The following is an 18536-nucleotide window of genomic DNA, read 5'->3' on the forward strand; positions in this document are numbered from 1 at the left end:
CTTCTCGGTACAAGGAAAGACCCCGATGAAACACAGCAAACGCCTGCTCGGCGCGGTACTGGCCGTATTCCTGGCGTACAAGGGTTATGGCTGGTTCTACTACGGCACGCCCTACCAGGACCGCTACTACAGTGACGACCGGGCCTTCTACTACCAGAAGTACCGGCTGTTCAGCTGGCGCGCCTGGATTCCGGCCATGACCATGCCCGGCGATGGCGACAGCTCGCGCTACTCCACCGGTGGCTACCTGCGGGTGTTCAAGGCCGATGGCAGCCTGGTGGGCGAGTCTTATGACCCGTGCATTGCGGTGGTGGAGGTGTCCTGGGGCAGCGAGCACGTGGTGGGCTTTGGCTGCGACGACCACCTGATAGCGTTGCCGGCCACGACCGCCAAGGACTGAAGCCCGGCGCGCTGCGGCCGAGTTGCACGTGGCCGCAGCGCAGGTTTCAGAAGCCGTTGTCCCGGGCGAAGTCCAGCCGTGGGTCGCTGATGCGCGTGAGGTTCACCGCGGCGCCCGACCAGCCACCTTCCATCTCTTCGCTCAAGTGATAGCGGGTCAGGTCGTACTGGATCGCGGTGCTGCCCAGCTGCGGATGACCGATCCGGGAGGTGAGGGTCTGCAGCAGGCTGGAGATCAGGTACTGCAGGGGCGACTCGCAGGTTTTCAGGCCGATCCCGTAGTCGAAGCCCTGGGCGTCGCGCTCGCGGAAATAGCCCAGGAACTCGCGTTTGTCCAGGTTGCATCCCAGCGCCCGGTTGAAGGCCTGGCGGCAGGCCTCCAGCTCTTCGCCGGCAACCCGGGGCAGGCCCAGGATGTTGTTGAGGTTCTTCAATGTCACGCAGCCCTGGGTGGCGATCACCTCCGGCATCAGGATCACGTCCTGCTCGCCCTGGGCCAGGGGCTCGCTGTGCCAGGCGTTGAGGCTTTGGCGCAGCTTGTCCAGGCTGCCGGCGGTATAGCCGTTGTAGCCATAGATGTAGGTTGGCGGCAGCAGCTGGTCGCGGACCGAGAAGGATTGCGCCGGTGGCAGGTCGGCGAAGGGTTTGCGGTACATGAACTGGCTGTAGTGGTTCATGGATTCCCGGGTGATCGACACCTTGAGGTTGCGTACCGACTTGCCGTTCTCCAGGGCCTGGAACAACTGCGTTTCGTTGAGCTGCGACTTGACCTCCACCGTGGCCACCACGCCTTCGATCAGGTACACATCGGCCGAGCCGAAGGTGCGCAGGATGGGAAAGTCGTTGCGGTAGATGATCAGGTCGATCTGCTTGGAGATCCCGCCCTCGGCATCGACGATCTGCCCTGAGCCGATGCTGATATTGCGCGGCAGGAAGCGTTGCAGCACATCCCTGATGAAACTCTCCCGGGCGTCGCCCAGGATGGTCTTGTGGTCGGCGATGCTGCTGCTCACCGCAAAGCTGCTTTCCAGCACCTTGGCGATGGACTTGGCCCACCTGTTGATGATTGCCACGAGGTCTTCCTTGTGTGGATTGAGAGGGGTCAGGGCAGCAGGTCGAAGTGCGCGCTGGCCAACTGTTCGCCGTTGACCAACAGGTGCACCAGGTGGCGCCCGGGGTAGTGTCGACGGGTGGTGAATTCACGGATCTGCTGCTGGCGGGCCAGTGCCTGGCGCCCCTGGCCGGGCAGGGTGAAGGTCTTGAGCTTGAACACCTTGGTGCTGGCGGCGCCCGAGGCCTTGATGTAGTCGATGGCGTAGTCCACCACCAGGCGCTGGGGCTGCGAGCTGCTGGAGACCAGTTCCAGCGCCAGCTCCAGGCGCTCGCCCAGGCGCAAGGCCGCGGGCGTGACGGTGAAGTGCTTTACCTGGACCTCGGCCCGGGCCCCGGCGCCGATCAAGGCCAGGGCCTGGCGCTCGCCCTGCTTGATCAGGCTGCGCAGGCCATGGCGGACGATCCAGGCCGTGTGCGGTTGCTCCAGCGGCCAGTCTTGCAGGCGTTGCAGCACCCACTGCGGGTGGTCCTTGGTGATGTCGTTGAGGTGGTTGGCCACCGACTTGCGCACATACAGGCTGGGGTCGTTGCGCAGTCGCTCGAGGATCGGCGCCGCCAGCCCAGGTTCGGCCTGCAGGCGTTCCAGGCGGAACGACCAGGGCAGGCGCGGGCGGCTGCCTTCGCTGGCCAGGCGGCGCACGTGTTCGTCCGGATCGCGCGACCAGTCGTACATATGCTCCAGGGTCGCCGCCTGCTGGTTGACCAGGAACGGGCGCACGGCGAACTCCGAGGAGCCAAAACCGGTGAAGAACTTCAGCGCCGCCATGGAGCGGGCGAAGTCATGGGTGCCATGGCTGGCCACGAAGTGCGGCAGGAACATGCAGACGAAGCGGCTGTCGAGCCGTGGCGCCAGGGCATACAACAGTTCCAGGCTGTGTTCGTAGTGCCCGGGCAGCACCTGGTGCAGGCTGTCGCTGACCCGCGCCAGGCGCTGCATCACCGAGAGCTCGGCCAGGCCCTGGCTGGCGCGCTTGAGAAAGCCCGGGTGATCGAACGCCGGATACACCTCGCGCATGGCGTCGGCGATATGCACCAGGCGTTGCTGGTTGAAGATTTCCTTGAGGGCTGGGGCGGCGTCGCTCATGGAGGGTTCCTGTCTGGGGAGGGGGCCGCCCAATCTAGACTGGGCGGCTGACAGAATCTGTCAGGAGAGTGCTTCAGCGCATCGGCGGCAGCAGGTTCTCTTCCAGGCGTTCGTCCTCTTCGTCGGCCTCGAACAGGCGGGCCAGTTCGGCACGGGCTTCCTGGGCAGTCTGCATGACCTTGGCCTCGTCGTCGTACACCTCATGCTGGGCGGCCAGCAATTGCTGGTCGTGCTGGGTGAAACGCTGGATCCGCGAGTCGGCCTGGACCTGGCTGAGCCCGAGGCCGATCAGGGTCCGGCGGCTCATCTCCAGGCTCGAGTAGTAGGTTTCCCGCACGGCCTGGGCGCCCAGGTCCACCAGGCGGTGCACGTGCTGGCGGTTACGTGCGCGGGCGATGACCTTCAGGTGCGGATAGAGCTTGCGCACCTGCTCGGCGGTCTTGATGTTGGTGTCCGGGTCGTCGGTGGCGATGACGAAGAACTCCGCCTGGCCGACCTTGGCTGCGCTGAGGATCTCCGGCCGCAACGGGTCGCCATAGAACACCGGGATGCCGCCGCCGAAGCTGCGGATCAGCTCGATGGTTTCCACCGAGGTGTCCAGGGCTACGAACGGCACCTTCTGGGCCCGCAGGATACGCGCCACGATCTGGCCCATACGGCCCATGCCGGCGATCACCACCCGCGGTTGGTCGGAGTCGATCCGGCGGTATTCGGCGGGCATTTCCACCGGCTTGGGCTTGGGCTTGAGCAGGCGCGAGCAGGCCAGCAACAGCAGCGGGGTCAGGGCCATGGACAGGGTGATGGTCAGCACCAGCAGGTCGTGCAGGCGCGCGTCGAACAGGCCCTGGTCGCGGCCGATCTTGAACACCACGAAGGCGAATTCACCGCCCGCCGCCAGCACCACCCCAAGGCGGATCGCATGCTCGCGGTCCAGGCCACCGGCCAGGCGCCCGACCACGAACAGCAGTGGCAACTTCAGGCCGATCAGCAGCAGGGTCAGGCCCAGCACAGCCAAGGGCGCGCTGAGTAGCAGGCTGAGGTTGGCGCCCATGCCGACGCTGATGAAGAACAGGCCCAGCAGCAGGCCCTTGAAGGGTTCGATCTGGGCTTCCAGCTCATGCCGGTATTCCGAGTCGGCCAGCAGCAGGCCGGCGAGGAAGGCGCCCAGGGCCATGGATACGCCCACCAGGTCCATCAGCCAGGCGGTACCGATCACCACCAGCAACGCGGTGGCGGTGGAGACCTCCGGCAAGCGGGTCTTGGCCACGATGCGAAACACCGGGCGCAGCAGGTAGCGGCCACCGACCACCACCACGGCGATGCTGCCCAGCACCTGCAAGCCGTGGCGCAGGTCCTCGGCGCTGCTGGTGTGGTGATCGACACCGGCCAGTACCGGCACCATGGCGATCAGCGGGATCGCGGCGATGTCCTGGAACAGCAGGATGGCGAACGCCAGGCGTCCGTGGGGGCTGGTCAGTTCCTTGCGTTCGGCCAGGCTCTGCAGGCCGAAGGCGGTAGACGACAGGGCCAGGCCCAGGCCCAGCACCACCGCGCTGTTGAGCGTCTGGCCGAAGAGGAACAGCGCCACGCTGCCGATCACGATCCCGGTCAGCAGCACTTGGGCCAGGCCGACCCCGAAAACCGCCTTGCGCATCACCCACAGGCGTCGCGGCGACAGCTCCAGGCCGATGATGAACAGCAACAGCACCACCCCCAGCTCGGAGATGTGGCTGACGCTCTGGGGATTGCCGATCAGGCCCAGCACCGACGGGCCGATCAGCACCCCGGCCAGCAGGTAGCCGAGCACGGCTCCCAGTTGCAGGCGCTTGGCCAGGGGCACGGTGACGACCGCGGCGCAGAGAAACACGACGGCGGCTTGTAGCAGGTTGCCTTCATGGGGCATCGGGGGACTCCTGGTAGAACGGGCACGCAAAACTTGGCGCAACGATGATAACGGCCTGGAGGTGACGATTTCAGCCGCAGGCGAGCAACGGTGGGTACGGGTATCGGTTGAGACTCGGCTCAGGCGCCATGAGGCACGTAATAACGATAGCCGGGTGAGCTTATCGGCTGTCTCCCGGGTAGCGCCCATCCCACTGCGGATCCAGGCGCCGTATGCGCTCGGCCAGGGGCGGGTGGGTGGCGAACAGCCGGTCCAGGCGCGACTGCACGCCCTGGTGGAAATACATGTGGCTGTATTGCGCGGCGTTGAAGGCCTTCAGGCGCGAGCCGGCCGTGCAGCCGCCGATTTTCTTCAGCGCCCCGCTCAGGCCCTGGGGGTTGCGGGTGAACTGTACGGCCGAGGCGTCGGCGAGGAATTCGCGCTGGCGGCCGATGGCGGCCTTGATCAGTTTGCCCAGCAGGGTGCCGAGCGAGCCCAGGATCAGCAGGGCCAGGCCGAGCACGGCGAAGACGATCTGCCAGATGAAGCGGTGGCGGTCGCTGGCCAGGTGCTCGCGTTCGGCCTGGCGCAGCACCAGCACGCCCGCCAGGCTGAACAGCAGCAGCCCGTGGATCACCGCCAGCAGCCGGGTGTTGAGGCGCATGTCGCCATTGTGGATATGGCTGAATTCGTGGGCGACCATGCCTTGCAGCTCGTCACGCTCAAGCCGGGAGAGGGCGCCCCGGGTCACCCCCAGCACCGCTTGCTGCGGGTCGAGACCGGCGGCGAAGGCGTTGATCGCCTCTTCGGGCAGTACATATACAGCGGGCATCGTGGTGCCCGAAGCCAGGGCCATTTCCTCGACGATGTTCAGCAGCCGCTGTTCATCGCTGTTGCGCGCCGCGCCGTTGATCAGGCGTCCGCCCAGGTGCTCGGCGATAACCTTGCCGCCGGCGCGCAGGCGCCAGGTCTTGTACCAACTGCCCAGCAGCACCACCAGGACGATAAGGGCGGCGACCACCGCGACCAGGGGCCAGTTCAGTACCTTGGGCTGGCCGGACTCCTGGTTCAGCTCGCGCCACAGCCAGCCAAGGCCAAGGCTGCTGAGGGCGGTCAGGCTGGCGACCGCCAGGGCCATCAACGACAGCAGCTTGAGGGTGCGGCGCCGGGCCTGGGCCTGGTGTTGAAAGAATTTCATGCAAACATCCGCAGGGCAGGGGCCGCTTTACTGGAAGGAGATCCGGGTGGCGTCTTGAATCAGCGCGCTGTCGCTGAATTGCAACAGGGTGGCGTCGCTGCGATGACCCAGCAGGCGGGCGAAGAACAGCGCCGGCACTTGCTGCTTGCACAGGTTGTAGTCGGTCACCGCATCGTTGAAGGCCTGGCGGGCGAACGCCACTTTGTTCTCGGTGCTGGTGAGCTCCTCACTCAACTGCGCCATGTTCTGCGAGCCCTGGAGTTGCGGATAGGCCTCCAGGTTCACGTGCAGGTGGCCCAGGGCCTGGTCCAGGGCGCCCTGGTCCTGGCCCAGGCGCAGGATCTTCTCGCGGTCGCCGGGCTCGGCCGCCGCTGCCTGCAGGCTGTCCCGGGCGGTGTTGCGGGCCTGGGCCAGGGCGGTGAGGGTGGTGTGTTCGTGCTGCAGGTAGCCCTTGACGGTTTCCAGCAGGTTGGGAATCAGGTCATAGCGGCGCTTGAGCTGCACTTCGATCTGGGCAAAGGCGTTGCGCAGGCGGGTGCGGCGGATCGTCAGGCGGTTGTAGAGGCTGAACAGGTACAGCGCCAGCAGGGCGAGCAGCGCCAGGGTGACGATATCGGCGGTGGCCATGGATGTCCTTATCGAGGTGGAGCGTGGGGGCGGCCATGGTAACGGAATACTTGCGGCCGATGGTTGCCAGGTCCGGGCAATTCTGCGAAAAAGCGCTCCCATTTCGCACAACCAGGGACTGGCAATGGACAAGATCATGCTCCGGCTGACAGTGGTCGACGATTACCCGCCGGTTGCCAGCGAAGGTGTCTGGGCCCAGCTCCAGCCTTGCGGGCATTACCGGATCGACAACATTCCCTTCTATTCCCGCGAGCTGTGCTGGGGTGACGAAGTGCAGGTACGGGTGGCGGATGACGGCCTGAAATGGTTCGAGCGGGTGATCCGCGCAAGCACCAACAGCACCTTGCGCCTGGTGTTCCACGAACCGGGCCACGACGAGGCGCAGCAGGTCCTGCAGCACCTGGTGGCGCTGGGTTGCAGCTGGGAAGGGCTGCATCGCTGGTTCTATGCAGTCAACGTGCCGGCCGAGGTATCCCTGGACCAGGTGCTGGATTATTTGCACGAACTCGGCGAGCAGGGCTGGCTGGACCATGAACATGGGTTGCTGCGTCAGTGACGACCAGAGCGAATGCACAAGGAAAGCAAAGGATGAACCTGGAATTTCACGCCAACACCTATAGCGCCTATACCGAAGACGAGGTGCATATCCTCGGCCTGGCCGACGACCCTGCGCAGCCCACGTATTACCTGCTGCTGCAGCGTGCCGAGGAATTCGACGAGCAGGACGAGGCACTGGGCATGGCCACCTACCATGTGGAGCTTGGGAGCCAGGGTGTATCCGGCTACGGCGGTATCGAGCAGGTGCTGCTGGCGCCGGGCCAACTGACCCTGCACTTCTCCCAGGCGGTGGCCTGGTGTCGTGCCCTGCCGAGTCTGGAAATACGCTGGGAAACCGGGTTGCTGGTGCCGGATGAACTCGACGCGGCACTGGCTGGCATCTTCAACGAGACCGCCACCGTTATCCGGCGACAAGCCCAGTGATTGCCAAGCCCGGGCAATTCTGCGAAAAAGCCGCCCGCAGCCCCGCACCGGGGCAATGGTTGAAGGATGAGCACGCATGAACGATGAGTTGCAGGTGATCGATATCCAGCTGGGCGACGGCAAGGCCGTGGTCAAGGGCGCCCTGATCACCACCCAGTACCGGGGCTTTCTGGAGGACGGCAGCAGCTTCGATTCTTCCTATGATCGCGGCAAGCCGTTCCAGTGCGTGATCGGCACCGGGCGGGTGATCAAGGGCTGGGACCAGGGCCTGATGGGCATGCAGGTGGGCGGCAAGCGCAAGCTGCTGGTGCCGGCGCACCTGGGGTATGGCGAGCGCGCCGTGGGTTCGATCCCGCCCAACGCCAACCTGGTGTTCGAGATCGAACTGCTGGAAGTACTGACCCGCGATGACTGATCCAGAACGCGCGGTCCTGCCGGCGAACAAGGCCTGCCCCGTGGTGTTGCGCCAGGGCGCAGGCCTGGAAATCCTGGCTTTTCGGCACCCATTGGCTGGCCTGCAACTGGTCAAGGGCAGCATCGAGGCGGGTGAGGCGTCGGCCGCGGCGGCGGTCCGCGAGCTGGCGGAGGAGGCTGGGGTCCAGGGCATCGCGGTGCGCCCGTTGGGCATCTGGCGGTCCGGATTCCCCGGCCAGGTCTGGGCCTTCCATGAGTGCCAGGTGGCCCAGGCGCTGGCCGAATCCTGGAGCCACCGTTGTGGCGATGACGGCGGCCATGAGTTCAGCTTCTTCTGGCATCCCCTGGCCGAGGCGCCATCAGAGCAATGGCATCCGCTGTTCCAGCAGGCCCTGGCCTTTTTGCGCGAGTGCCTTGCGGGCAATTGACCCGATAGCGGGCAATGGGGTCGCGGTGTGTTCATTGCCCCAGTCGGTACTGGTTGTTACCGCTGCGCTTGGCCTCGTACATCGCTAGGTCGGCGACGTGCAGCAACTGGTCCATGCGGGCCCCGTGGTCGGGGAACACTGCCACCCCCAGGCTGCTGCCGATGCTGTGTCGGTGGCTGTCGACCTCCACTGGTGGGGACAGTTGGCTGAAGATCTTCTCGCCGATGCGCCTGGCTTCCTCGGACAGATCCAGGCCCGCTGACAAACCTTCGAGAATCACCACGAATTCGTCGCCACCGATGCGCGCCACGGTATCGCTGGCCCGCAGGATGCCTTGCAGGCGCCGGGCGGTGACGTTGAGCACCTGATCACCCGTGGCATGGCCGTACTGATCGTTGATGGCCTTGAAACCGTTGAGGTCGACGAACACCAGGGCGACCCGGGTCTGGCTCAGGCGGGCCTGCTCCAGGGCCCGGGACAGGCGCTGTTCGAGCATCAGGCGGTTGGGCAGGCCGGTCAGTGGGTCGAAATGCGCCAGGCGCTGCAAATGGCGGGTGGACACCTTTTCATCGGTGATATCGCGCACCACGCCCATCATCTTGATCGCGGCGTCGTGTCCGTTCTTCACCACGTTGCCGGTTTCCCACAGCCAGTGGACGCTGCCATCGGGCCATACCACGCGGTACTCCTCATCATGGTTCTCCCCAGTGCGCAGGCAGCGCAATTCCCCCTCGCGCACCCGCTCCCGATCCTCTGGGTGCACGCAGGAGCAAAACAGCTCGTAGGAGGGCACCACTTCGCCAACCTTGAAACCGAACATGCCGTAGATGGCTTCCGACCAATACAGGCGCTGGGTGTCCACCTCCCAGTCCCAGGTACCGATCCGGGCGAAATACTGGCTGCGCTTGAAGCGCTCGACATCGTCGGGCAGGTCCTCGGCGAGTTTGCGATAGGCCCGCAACTGTGCCTGGGCGTGGCGTTCACGATGCAATAGCCACAAGGCCAGCAGGGCCAGCAGGGCCAGCAACAGGGTCAGGCAGAGCAGGGACCAGACAGCAATCATCGGATTCTGGACGACATGGAGGGAGAGATCCTGGGGGTGGCACATGGCTATGTTAATCCACGCCATGTGACGAACAGCAGTTTTTTCTGCCGAACCATGCCGTTGGTCGGCAAGTCGCCACCGGCAGCAGGCAAAGGCGTTTTTTCTGCGTGGGTGGCTTGTGTGGCGACGGGCCAGCGGTCAGGATGCGCAGCATATAGGTATAGGGGGTATAGGTATGTCGCACACTCATGAGCGCAAGGAGCAGTTGCTCAAACGCGTCCGGCGCATTCTCGGCCAGGTCCAGGCCATCGAGCGGGCCCTGCAGGACGGTGCCGAGTGCGGCAAGACACTGCATCTGGTGGCTGCCAGTCGAGGCGCGATGAACGGTTTGCTGGACGAGATCATCGAGGCCCATGCCCTGGAACATGTGGCCAATCCCGAGCTCAGCGACGCCGAGCGGGCGCAGGGCGTAGACGAGTTGCTGGAAGCCATCCGCCGTTATTCCAAGTAGGAGCCATGCGATGAATTTGTCCCAGCAGGCCGCACACCTGGCCCACGATCACCAGTTTCTCGGCGCCGATCACGACGCCAATGCCCGGCGCACTTTGTGGGTGGTGGTGCTGACGGTGGTGATGATGGTGGGGGAAATCCTCGCCGGTTATCTCACTGGCTCCATGGCACTGCTGGCCGATGGCTTGCATATGGCGACCCATGCCGGAGCCTTGGGGATCGCAGCGGCGGCCTACGGTTTTGCCCGGCGCAATGCCGGCAACCGCCGTTTCAGCTTCGGTACCGGCAAGGTCGGCGACCTGGCGGGTTTCGCTTCGGCGATCATCCTTGGCCTGGTGGCCCTGGGCATCGCCGGCGAGTCGCTGGTGCGCCTGTTCCAGCCGGCCAGCGTGGCCTTTGCCGAAGCCACGCTGATTGCCGTAGTGGGGTTGGCGGTGAACATCCTCAGCGCCTGGATGCTGGGAGCAGGTCATGGCCACCACGGCCATGCCCACGGGCATCACCATGATCACGAACATCACGAACATCACGAACATCACGAACATCACGAACATCACGAACATCACGAACATCACGAACATCACGAACATCACGAACATCACGAACATCGACGGCAGCACGCTGCCCACGGTGACAACAACCTGCACTCGGCCTATGTCCACGTCCTGGCCGACGCCCTGACCTCGGTACTGGCCATCGTCGCCTTGCTGGCCGGGCGTTACCTGGGGTGGGTCTGGCTCGACCCGGCGATGGGCATCGTCGGCGCCCTGGTGATCGCGCGCTGGTCCTACACCTTGATCAAGTCCAGCGCCGCGGTGCTGCTCGATGCCAGCGACGAGCAGGTGGCCGAGCAGATCCGCCGTTCGGTGGAAGCGCCGGGAGACGCCAATATCGTCGACCTGCATGTGTGGCAGGTGGGCCCCGGGGCACGGGCGGCGATCGTCAGCGTGGTGGCCCGCGCGCCCCTCAATGCCGAGGCCCTGCGTGGGCGACTGGCACCGGTGTCCGGGCTGGCGCACCTGACCCTGGAGCTGCGCAGCGTCTGACGTCTCAGGCCGCCGGGCGCAGCAACTCCAGCACCGAATAGACCAGCCCCACCAGTGCCACGCCCAGCAGTACCAGGCTCGACAAGCCGGTGACCAGGCGCTTGTACTTCAGTGAGAAGCCTTGGCGTGCGACGAGGATGTAGGCCCCCAGCACCGCGAAGTCGATCAGCGCCCAGACCAGGGTCAGCAGCAGGGCGCTGTGCTGCAGGGAGCGCCCGACCTGGATGAACTGGGGAAAGAACGAGACGAAGAAGATGATGTCCTTGGGGTTGCCGATCCCCACCAGGAAGCCGGTCGCCAGGCCCTGGCCACGGCGCCGTGGGCTAGCGGCCTCAGGTTCGGTGCCGGGCGCAGCGGCAGCTTCCCGCAGGCCCTGGAGCGCCAGCCAGCCGATGAAACAGCAGCCCAGCAGGCTGATCCAGCTGATCAGGCGCGGGTCCAGGGACAGGCCGGTGGTCAGCATCAGCACCGCCACCAGGGCCAACAGCAGCGAGGCCGCATTGGTGCCCACGGCGGTCAGCAGCGCCTGGCGCGGGCCGGCGTTCATGCTGGTATTGATGATCAGCGCCACCACCGGTCCCGGGGTCGCCACCAGCATCAGCACGCTCAGCATGTAGACCAGCAACAACGACAGATTCAGCTCCACGGACCAGGCTCCCGGCAATTGACAGGCGCGCAGCTTGGGGGCTTTTGCCGGCGTTGAAAAACGCAAAAAGCTGTGACCTACTATGATTTTTTATCATGATGAGTGCCCGTCGATGGTCGAGTCCCTGCCGCCGCTCTATGCCTTGCGTGCGTTCGAAGTGGCCGCTCGTTCCAGCTCCTTCACCCGTGCGGCAGAGGAGCTGTCCCTGACCCAGAGCGCCATCAGCCGGCATATCCGTACCCTGGAGAGCCAGTTCGGCTGCCGCCTGTTCGAGCGTCATGGGCCGCGGCTGGTGCTCACCGAAGTCGGCCAGCGCCTGGCCCGGGAGCTCAAGAGCGGCTTTCGGATCATCGAGGACGCCTGCCTGCCCCTGCGCGCCAACAGCGGCCAGTTGCGCCTGAAAGCGCCTTCGACCCTGACCATGCGCTGGCTGCTGCGGGTACTGGAGCAATTCAAGGGCGACTGCCCGGAACTGCCGGTGCAACTGGCCAGCGTGTGGATGGATTTCGATCATGCGGACCTGCATGCCGAGCCCTACGACTGCGCGATCCTGTTGGGTAATGGCCACTTCGGGGCCGGGGTCGAGGCTTGCAAGCTGTTCGACGAGTGGCTGATCCCCATCGGTGCGCCGCAACCTGCGGATGCGCCGGCCTGGACCCTGGAGCGCCTGGCGCGGGCCGAGCTGATCCACCCCTCGGCGGATCGCCGCGACTGGCGCCGCTGGCTGCAGGCCCAGCCGGAGCAGGGCTTGGCACAGGCGCTGCGGCTGGACCGGGGTACGGTCTTCGACACCCTGGACCAGGCGATTTCCGCCGCCATGGCCGGGCACGGGCTGTCGGTGGGCGACCTGCACCTGGTGGCCGAGGACATTCGGTGTGGTCGGGTTGGGGTGCCGTTCCCCCGGGCGGTGGCCTCGGGAGACGGTTACTACCTGGTGTGGTTGCGCGGCAGTCCCCAGCAGGAGCGGATCGCCCGCTTGCGCCAGTACCTGCTGGAGCGGGTGGTGCCGATCGACGACCTGGTCCTGGACTATCTCGTGCCCGGTGCGCCGCGAGCCTAGGCCGCCGCTACCGGCCTAGCCGAGGATGATGTAGTCATTGTGCTGCGTTATGCCCTGGTGCGGGCCTGGCACCAGGTGCACGTAGCGTCCTTGCAACAGGTCGATCGGCAGGCAGTCGTCGACATCCAGCAGGGCATCGGTATGGGCCTTGTGCCAATGGGCGAGCATCTGCTGCTTGCCCTTGGCCTTGGCTTGCTGCTTGTCCGAGGCAACCACCAGCAAGTAGCGATGGGCCTCGCCGAAGGTGGCGCTCTCGTAGCCGCCCAGGTTGATGAAGAACAGCCGGGGTGCGCCGGCTGCGGGGGCCAGGGGGCTGAGTTCGAGCTTGTAGTGTTCGACGCCATCGACCTGCATCCATGAGTCGATATGCAGGCCGGCGGGGCTGCCGAACCAGCCCTCGCGCAGTTGCGGGTAGGCCGCTTCCAGGGAGTCGGCCACCACGAACTGGACGTCGTGGACCTCGATCTTCGCCTGGGGGTGCTTGCCCCCCAGCATCACTACAAACAGCATGGGCGTTCCTTGTTCCGGGATCGGTCGGGGTGCCGGGCACCGCGTGGGCCGCAGGTTTTACCGCAAGCCCGGGGCGCTGCCAAGGGGGCCTGGTTCAGTGGGGCGGCGATGCATCGTTGAACCATGGGATACGACCATTGAGGGACGGCAGGTAGTGCCAGCGTAGCCGCAGCTCGGCCAGGGCTGGCGTGCCCAGCAGGGCCTGGAGCAGGCTGGCGACGATGTTCAGCGCCAGGTCCCGGCCGGGGCACTGGTGGCGGCCGGCGCCGAAACTCAAGTCCTGGTCCGGGGGCAGGGCCGGGTCGTGGTTGGCCGCGGCCAGCAGCACCAGCACCGTGTCGCCGGCCTGCAGTGGCACCCCGGCCAGGGTGCAGGGCTCGGCCACGAAGCGCCGAGTGTTGTGCACCGCTGGATCGAGCTTCTGTTGTTGGCGCAACCAGGTGCCGAGCTGCGCCGGGTCGTGGTGCAGGCGCTGGGCCAGCGCCGGTTGGTCGAGCAAGGCCAGCAGGGCATTGCCGAACAGCCCGGCACAGGCGTCATGGGCCTGGATCAGCAAACCCACCAGGTTGGCCCGCAGGTCTGCCGGGTCCAGGCTCCCTTGCTGTTGCCGGATCGCTTGCAGCAGCGGCCCGGCAGCATCGGCGTGCAGCAGGGCGTGCATCTGCTGGTCCAGGTAGTGCGCTGCCTGATGGGCGACCTGGCGCTGGGAGGCATCGCCCAGGGGTGAGAGCCCGGCCACCAGCTCGCCCGTGCGCTGGGCGATCTCGGATTGTTGGGCGATGGCCACGCCGAGCGAGCCGGCGACCATCGCCACCGGCAGCTGGAATTGCCAGTGGCGCAGCCCGGCGGCGTCGGTGGGTGTATCCAGCCTCGGGTAACCGTGGCCCAGGCAGGCCTGCAGATCCAACTCGGCCATGGCCCGCAAGCCCGGTTCAATGGCCGTGCGCGGGCAGGCGTGGCGCGGACCGTCGTTCATCCGCATCAGGCGGGCGAAGAGCGCTCCAGCGGGCCCATCGGTCAGCGCCACCGGCACGGGTTCGTGGGCTGGCCGCACGCGACAGGCCGGGTGCTCGAGGACTGCCGCTACCGCCGCGGCGCTGCTGGCGATCCACAAGCCGAGCGTGGAGTCGTAGGTCAATCCGCCCAGGGCACGCACCGGGGCGTAGTACCGCTGGTAGGGGTTGGAATGGCTGTGGATGCTGATCAGGTCCATGATTGATCTCTATGTTTGGCAAGCATTCGGGTTGTCACTATCCTCAGTCGCTCGAAGGCATGATTCGTCGGAGAGCGAAATATGAATGTCGAACACCCCGACCGTGGCGTATCCCTGGTCGCCGCGGCCATCGCCGAACCGGCCCGGACCCGCATGCTGTGCGCCTTGATGGATGGCCATGCGCGTACCAGCACCGAGCTTGCGGCCATCGCCGAGGTCAGTACCTCCACGGCCAGCGTGCACCTGGCCAAGCTCAAGGACGCGGGCCTGGTGCGGGTGCAGGTCCAGGGACGGCACCGCTACTACTGCCTGGCCGACCCCTTGGTGGCACAGGCCCTGGAGACCCTGATGGTGATCGGCCAGGGCGATATCGGCACCTTCACCCCGCGCACGCCGGATCGCCTGCAGTTCGCCCGGACCTGCTACGACCACCTGGCGGGCACTTTGGGCGTGCAGTTGCACGACCGCTTGTTCGAGGCCGGCTGGCTGTTGGTGGATGGGGAGGGCTACCGGGTCAGCGCCAGCGGGAGTGAATTCTTCCGTGGGCTGGACATCGATGTCGCGGCGCTGGCCGGCCTGCGTCGGCGTTTCGCCTGCGGTTGCCTGGACTGGAGCGTGCGTCGTCCGCACCTGGGCGGCGCTTTGGGCGCGGCCTTGCTGCAAGCCCTGGTGCAGCGCAAATGGCTGGTTCGCGACCTGGACAGCCGTGCCCTGGCGTTGACCAGCACCGGTGCGCGAGCCATCAGCAAGCGTTTCGGCATGGTGCTGATCCAGCCGGCCCGGCCGCTCTCGGCCTCGGCCTGCCTGGAGCAGCAGGGCCTCGGCGGCTGAACGGCACATGACGATTTGTACCCCTAACCAGGAGAAGCGCCCCATGCTCATCGTGTTCGGCGGTTTGCCTGGCACTGGCAAGACCACCATCGCCCGCACCCTGGCCCCACGCCTGGGGGCCACCTACCTGCGCATCGACAGTATCGAACAGGGCCTGCGTGATGCCGGCCTGGCGGACGTCGGCAGTGCGGGTTATCAGATTGCGTTGCAACTGGCCGAGGCCAACCTGGCCCTGGGCAACCGGGTGCTGGCCGATTGCGTCAACCCGGTGGCCGAGAGCCGCGCGGCCTGGCAAACCCTGGCGCGCAAACTGGAGGTCGACCTGCTGGAAATCGAAGTGGTGTGTTCCGACCACGACCAGCACCGACGCCGGGTCGAGGGCCGGTGCGCGGATGTCCCGGGTCTTTCGCCCCCAAGCTGGCAATCGGTACTGGCCCACGACTACCAGGCCTGGGACCGACCGCGACTGGTGCTGGACACTGCGCGGCTGGCACCGGAGCAAGCGGTACAGCGGATTCTCGCGCAGTTGTCCGCGCCGGCCCGCTGAAGCAAAAGTGGTGGGGCTCAGCCCCGGCCCATACACTGCCGGCGGTATTCGTCCGGGGTGGTGCCCATCATCCGCCGGAACATGCTGATGAAGGCCGAGGCGCTGCTGTAGCCCAGGTCCAGGCCGATGGTCTCCACGGTCTGGCCGCGTTCCAGTAAGGCCAGGGCCTGGACCACCTTGAGCCGCTGGCGCCATTCGAGCAGCGACATGCCCAACTCCTTCTGGCTGCGGCGCACCAGGGTGCGCTCGCTGGTATTGGCGGCATGGGCCAGTTCCGCCAGGGAACGCGGGTCCCCGGGGTTGGCCTTGAGCATGTGCAGCACCGGGCCCAGCAGCGGATCATCGGAGGAGGGCAGGTAGCTGCCGGCGCAGGACGCCTGGCCGAGCTTGTCCACCAGCACTTGCAGCAAGCGCTGCTGTTCCGGGCTTTGCGGCAGGCCGGGCGGGTCCTGGCGCAGGTCGTCCAGCAGCGCCAGCACCAGCGGGCTGAGGCTCAGGGCACAGTGCCGCGCGGGCAGGGCACCGCACAGCTCCGGGCTCAGGTACAGCGAGCAGTGGCAGGCCTCCTGGTGGTTGAATCCCACATGCTCGACATTCGGTGGCAACCAGATGCCGTACTGCGGCGGCGCCAGGTAATGGTGGTCGTCCAGCTCGATCTCCATCACCCCGCTGTAGGCATAGACGAACTCGCCCCAGGCATGGCTATGCCGGGGGTAGGTGGCGTGTGCGGGCAGGTTGGCTGTGCGAAAGAACACTGGCGCCGGCAGGTCCTGGCTGAACGGTGGCAGGTGCAAGTGTTGCGCGGCTTTGGGCATGGCAGGCACCGGTGGGTGGACAAGCAAAAGAGAGGAGGTGCGAATCCTACACGACCCATCAGATTCATAGACGGAGGTGGTGCCAGAAAAGGCGGTGGTCAGGGGCCTGTCCGTTCGTCTTGCTGCCGTTTGGAACCGGAACTTCACTTCGTGGACTGCGAGAAAGCGGCGAGCGCTTTTTTAGTGCATCACGTTCCCTGGTGACCTGCGATAACTGCTGATCTAGGCGACGAAGCTTCGCACTCTCGTCGCGCTACTTACCGGTGCCCGCAAAGGTATCGTCACCGTTGGTCTGGATCATGTGGCTTGAGTCGCCAGCCGAAGTCGGGGACCAAGTTTGTTGGCTGGCCGCCAGGTGTTTGTCTTCATCTTTGGAACCATGGGCTTGTACCTGACTTTCCAAGGCCACCCTCGACGCGTCGTCCACACTGGCGAACGCTAAAGGGCCGGCAGTTTCTTCGTCTGCTACATCTGAACCCCGCCCAGGAGAAGCCAATTTTCCGACGTATGGATCACACGCTTTTAGCGAGAGTCTCCTGCTCGTACGGGGGCTGCTGGCTAGAGATTTACTGTTGTTTCCTGGTGCTGAAAAAGGCGTGCTGGCACTGAGCAGGAGGCACGATGCATAGGCAAATAAATAATTTCGCTTTCCTATTTATACTATAGGGGGGTATAGTATTTTCACTTCAACGGTAAAGGGAGAGTGCCAGTGCCCCGTTGCCCTGGAGAGAAGGAGAGGGCTCTTGGCCGAGCTAGAGTCATTAGCGGGCAGATCACTGCTCTGGAGCAGGATTTAGAGTCGGATCCGACATGTGTCGCGGTTCTGCAGCAGCTGGCAGCAGTGCGTGGCGCGATCAACGGTCTGATGGCGACCGTTCTGGAAAGCCATCTACGGGAGGAGTTTCCTGACAGAGGAGCGAAGAGCGACTCGCAGAGACACTCCATTGACGAAAGCATCTCCATCGTTCGGTCGTATCTCCGGTAGCTAAGCCCAGGCGGATTGGTTCCGGAGACTCACTTAGATAAGGAAGTGAAATTATGAAATCACGTGCAGCTGTTGCCTTCGGGCCAGGAAAACCACTCGAAATCGTCGAGATTGACGTTGAGCCACCACGCAAGGGTGAAGTGCTTGTCAGGATTACCCACACCGGGGTCTGCCACACCGATGCGTTCACTCTGTCGGGCGATGATCCTGAGGGCCTCTTCCCGGTCGTGCTGGGTCATGAAGGCGCGGGCATTGTTGTTGAGGTGGGTGAAGGCGTTACGAGTGTGAAACCAGGGGATCATGTTATCCCGCTGTACACCGCTGAGTGTGGCGAGTGCCTGTTCTGCAAGTCGGGCAAGACCAACCTGTGCGTATCCGTGCGCGCCACTCAAGGCAAAGGCCTGATGCCTGATGGCACGACCCGTTTCTCGTACAACGGCCAGCCGCTGTTCCACTACATGGGTTGCTCGACCTTCAGTGAATACACCGTCGTTGCCGAGGTGTCGCTGGCCAAGATCAACCCGGATGCCAATCCGGAACATGTCTGCCTGCTGGGTTGTGGCGTGACCACCGGTATCGGTGCGGTGCACAACACGGCCAAGGTACAGCCGGGTGACTCGGTGGCGGTGTTCGGCCTCGGCGGTATCGGTCTTGCTGCCATCCAAGGCGCACGTCAAGCCAAGGCGGGCCGCATCATCGCCATCGATACCAACCCGGCGAAGTTCGAGCTGGCTCGCAACTTCGGTGCTACGGAGTGCATCAACCCCAAGGACTACGAAAAGCCGATTCACGAAGTGCTCATCGAAATGACCGGCTGGGGTGTCGACCACACCTTCGAATGTATCGGTAACGTCAATGTCATGCGTTCGGCGCTCGAGGCCGCCCACCGCGGCTGGGGGCAATCGATCGTCATCGGCGTTGCCGGTGCCGGCAAGGAAATCTCGACCCGTCCGTTCCAGTTGGTCACTGGCCGGACCTGGAAAGGCTCCGCTTTTGGCGGCGTCAAGGGGCGTACCCAACTTCCAGGCATGGTGGAAGACGCGATGAAAGGCGAGATCGACCTGGCGCCCTTCGTCACCCACACCATGGGGCTCGATGACATCAACGATGCGTTCGACCTGATGCACGAAGGCAAGTCGATTCGCACCGTTATTCACTACTGATCACTACCTGATCGTTCAACACTCAAATTCAAGGAAACA

General features: G+C 65.0%; 22 protein-coding genes. 12 read left to right on the forward strand and 10 right to left on the reverse strand.

Annotation, left to right across the window (positions count from 1 at the left end):
* The first annotated feature begins 25 nt into the window (after positions 1 to 25).
* Entirely contained in the window at positions 26 to 400 is a 375-nt protein-coding gene (locus C4K39_RS11875) for a hypothetical protein (protein ID WP_068595488.1), read from the forward strand.
* Positions 401 to 446: 46 nt separating this feature from the next.
* On the opposite strand, the gene C4K39_RS11880 is transcribed toward C4K39_RS11875, so the two are convergent.
* From C4K39_RS11880 to C4K39_RS11900, 5 genes are all read right to left on the reverse strand, one after another.
* Entirely contained in the window at positions 447 to 1472 is a 1026-nt protein-coding gene (locus C4K39_RS11880; RefSeq protein WP_124346464.1) for a DUF6602 domain-containing protein, read from the reverse strand.
* 29 nt (positions 1473 to 1501) lie between these two features.
* Complete coding sequence (locus tag C4K39_RS11885) at positions 1502 to 2596, reverse strand: DNA alkylation repair protein (protein WP_068584553.1); 1095 nt, start codon at positions 2594 to 2596, stop codon at positions 1502 to 1504.
* Positions 2597 to 2669: 73 nt separating this feature from the next.
* A complete protein-coding gene (locus C4K39_RS11890; protein ID WP_085596516.1) occupies positions 2670 to 4499 on the reverse strand; it encodes a monovalent cation:proton antiporter-2 (CPA2) family protein in 1830 nt (609 codons plus the stop codon).
* 160 nt (positions 4500 to 4659) lie between these two features.
* The gene (locus tag C4K39_RS11895; RefSeq protein ID WP_124346465.1) at positions 4660 to 5676 is read right to left on the reverse strand and encodes a M48 family metallopeptidase; all 1017 of its coding nucleotides are present in this window, start codon (positions 5674 to 5676) and stop codon (positions 4660 to 4662) included.
* 27 nt (positions 5677 to 5703) lie between these two features.
* Entirely contained in the window at positions 5704 to 6303 is a 600-nt protein-coding gene (locus C4K39_RS11900; protein ID WP_068584546.1) for a LemA family protein, read from the reverse strand.
* Positions 6304 to 6439: 136 nt separating this feature from the next.
* Between C4K39_RS11900 and C4K39_RS11905 the strand changes: the two genes are divergently transcribed.
* The 4 genes from C4K39_RS11905 to C4K39_RS11920 all read left to right on the forward strand — a co-directional run bounded on the left by C4K39_RS11905 (position 6440) and on the right by C4K39_RS11920 (position 8126).
* Positions 6440 to 6859, forward strand: coding sequence for a DUF4265 domain-containing protein (locus tag C4K39_RS11905; RefSeq protein WP_225926573.1), 420 nt, complete (start codon positions 6440 to 6442; stop codon positions 6857 to 6859).
* Between the two features lie 32 nt (positions 6860 to 6891).
* Positions 6892 to 7284 carry an Imm10 family immunity protein gene (locus C4K39_RS11910; RefSeq protein ID WP_124346467.1) on the forward strand — a complete coding sequence of 131 codons (393 nt, stop codon included), beginning with the start codon at positions 6892 to 6894 and terminating at the stop codon, positions 7282 to 7284.
* Between the two features lie 76 nt (positions 7285 to 7360).
* A complete protein-coding gene (locus C4K39_RS11915; protein ID WP_124346468.1) occupies positions 7361 to 7699 on the forward strand; it encodes an FKBP-type peptidyl-prolyl cis-trans isomerase in 339 nt (112 codons plus the stop codon).
* A 16-nt stretch (positions 7700 to 7715) separates the two neighbouring features.
* Complete coding sequence (locus C4K39_RS11920) at positions 7716 to 8126, forward strand: NUDIX hydrolase (protein WP_124348334.1); 411 nt, start codon at positions 7716 to 7718, stop codon at positions 8124 to 8126.
* Positions 8127 to 8157: 31 nt separating this feature from the next.
* On the opposite strand, the gene C4K39_RS11925 is transcribed toward C4K39_RS11920, so the two are convergent.
* Positions 8158 to 9189, reverse strand: coding sequence for a sensor domain-containing diguanylate cyclase (locus C4K39_RS11925; RefSeq protein ID WP_124346469.1), 1032 nt, complete (start codon positions 9187 to 9189; stop codon positions 8158 to 8160).
* Positions 9190 to 9406: 217 nt separating this feature from the next.
* On the opposite strand from C4K39_RS11925, the gene C4K39_RS11930 reads away from it, so the two are divergent.
* A complete protein-coding gene (locus C4K39_RS11930; RefSeq protein ID WP_058433837.1) occupies positions 9407 to 9682 on the forward strand; it encodes a metal/formaldehyde-sensitive transcriptional repressor in 276 nt (91 codons plus the stop codon).
* A 10-nt stretch (positions 9683 to 9692) separates the two neighbouring features.
* On the forward strand, positions 9693 to 10727 hold the full coding sequence (gene dmeF, locus C4K39_RS11935) for a CDF family Co(II)/Ni(II) efflux transporter DmeF (RefSeq protein ID WP_124346470.1): 1035 nt from the start codon (positions 9693 to 9695) through the stop codon (positions 10725 to 10727).
* Between the two features lie 4 nt (positions 10728 to 10731).
* Here dmeF and C4K39_RS11940 read toward each other — a convergent pair whose 3' ends face one another.
* Complete coding sequence (locus C4K39_RS11940) at positions 10732 to 11367, reverse strand: LysE family translocator (protein WP_178083985.1); 636 nt, start codon at positions 11365 to 11367, stop codon at positions 10732 to 10734.
* A gap of 118 nt (positions 11368 to 11485) precedes the next feature.
* Between C4K39_RS11940 and C4K39_RS11945 the strand changes: the two genes are divergently transcribed.
* Positions 11486 to 12433 (forward strand): LysR substrate-binding domain-containing protein, encoded by a 948-nt coding sequence (locus C4K39_RS11945; protein ID WP_124346472.1) that lies wholly within the window; start codon positions 11486 to 11488, stop codon positions 12431 to 12433.
* 15 nt (positions 12434 to 12448) lie between these two features.
* Here C4K39_RS11945 and C4K39_RS11950 read toward each other — a convergent pair whose 3' ends face one another.
* Both C4K39_RS11950 and C4K39_RS11955 read right to left on the reverse strand, forming a co-directional pair.
* Positions 12449 to 12943 carry a DUF1543 domain-containing protein gene (locus C4K39_RS11950; RefSeq protein WP_124346473.1) on the reverse strand — a complete coding sequence of 165 codons (495 nt, stop codon included), beginning with the start codon at positions 12941 to 12943 and terminating at the stop codon, positions 12449 to 12451.
* 94 nt (positions 12944 to 13037) lie between these two features.
* On the reverse strand, positions 13038 to 14156 hold the full coding sequence (locus C4K39_RS11955; protein ID WP_124346474.1) for a cytochrome P450 family protein: 1119 nt from the start codon (positions 14154 to 14156) through the stop codon (positions 13038 to 13040).
* 81 nt (positions 14157 to 14237) lie between these two features.
* Between C4K39_RS11955 and C4K39_RS11960 the strand changes: the two genes are divergently transcribed.
* Positions 14238 to 14987 (forward strand): ArsR/SmtB family transcription factor, encoded by a 750-nt coding sequence (locus C4K39_RS11960; RefSeq protein WP_124346475.1) that lies wholly within the window; start codon positions 14238 to 14240, stop codon positions 14985 to 14987.
* A gap of 43 nt (positions 14988 to 15030) precedes the next feature.
* Positions 15031 to 15534, forward strand: coding sequence for a P-loop nucleotide/nucleoside kinase family protein (locus C4K39_RS11965; RefSeq protein ID WP_124346476.1), 504 nt, complete (start codon positions 15031 to 15033; stop codon positions 15532 to 15534).
* 17 nt (positions 15535 to 15551) lie between these two features.
* On the opposite strand, the gene C4K39_RS11970 is transcribed toward C4K39_RS11965, so the two are convergent.
* Complete coding sequence (locus tag C4K39_RS11970; protein ID WP_068584514.1) at positions 15552 to 16349, reverse strand: AraC family transcriptional regulator; 798 nt, start codon at positions 16347 to 16349, stop codon at positions 15552 to 15554.
* A 709-nt stretch (positions 16350 to 17058) separates the two neighbouring features.
* Here C4K39_RS11970 and C4K39_RS11975 point away from each other — a divergent pair.
* Both C4K39_RS11975 and C4K39_RS11980 read left to right on the forward strand, forming a co-directional pair.
* Entirely contained in the window at positions 17059 to 17334 is a 276-nt protein-coding gene (locus C4K39_RS11975; protein WP_124346477.1) for a metal-sensing transcriptional repressor, read from the forward strand.
* Positions 17335 to 17387: 53 nt separating this feature from the next.
* Positions 17388 to 18497 (forward strand): S-(hydroxymethyl)glutathione dehydrogenase/class III alcohol dehydrogenase, encoded by a 1110-nt coding sequence (locus C4K39_RS11980; RefSeq protein ID WP_124346478.1) that lies wholly within the window; start codon positions 17388 to 17390, stop codon positions 18495 to 18497.
* Positions 18498 to 18536: the final 39 nt, after the last annotated feature.

Source organism: Pseudomonas sessilinigenes (assembly GCF_003850565.1).
Classification (GTDB): Bacteria; Pseudomonadota; Gammaproteobacteria; order Pseudomonadales; family Pseudomonadaceae; genus Aquipseudomonas; species Aquipseudomonas sessilinigenes.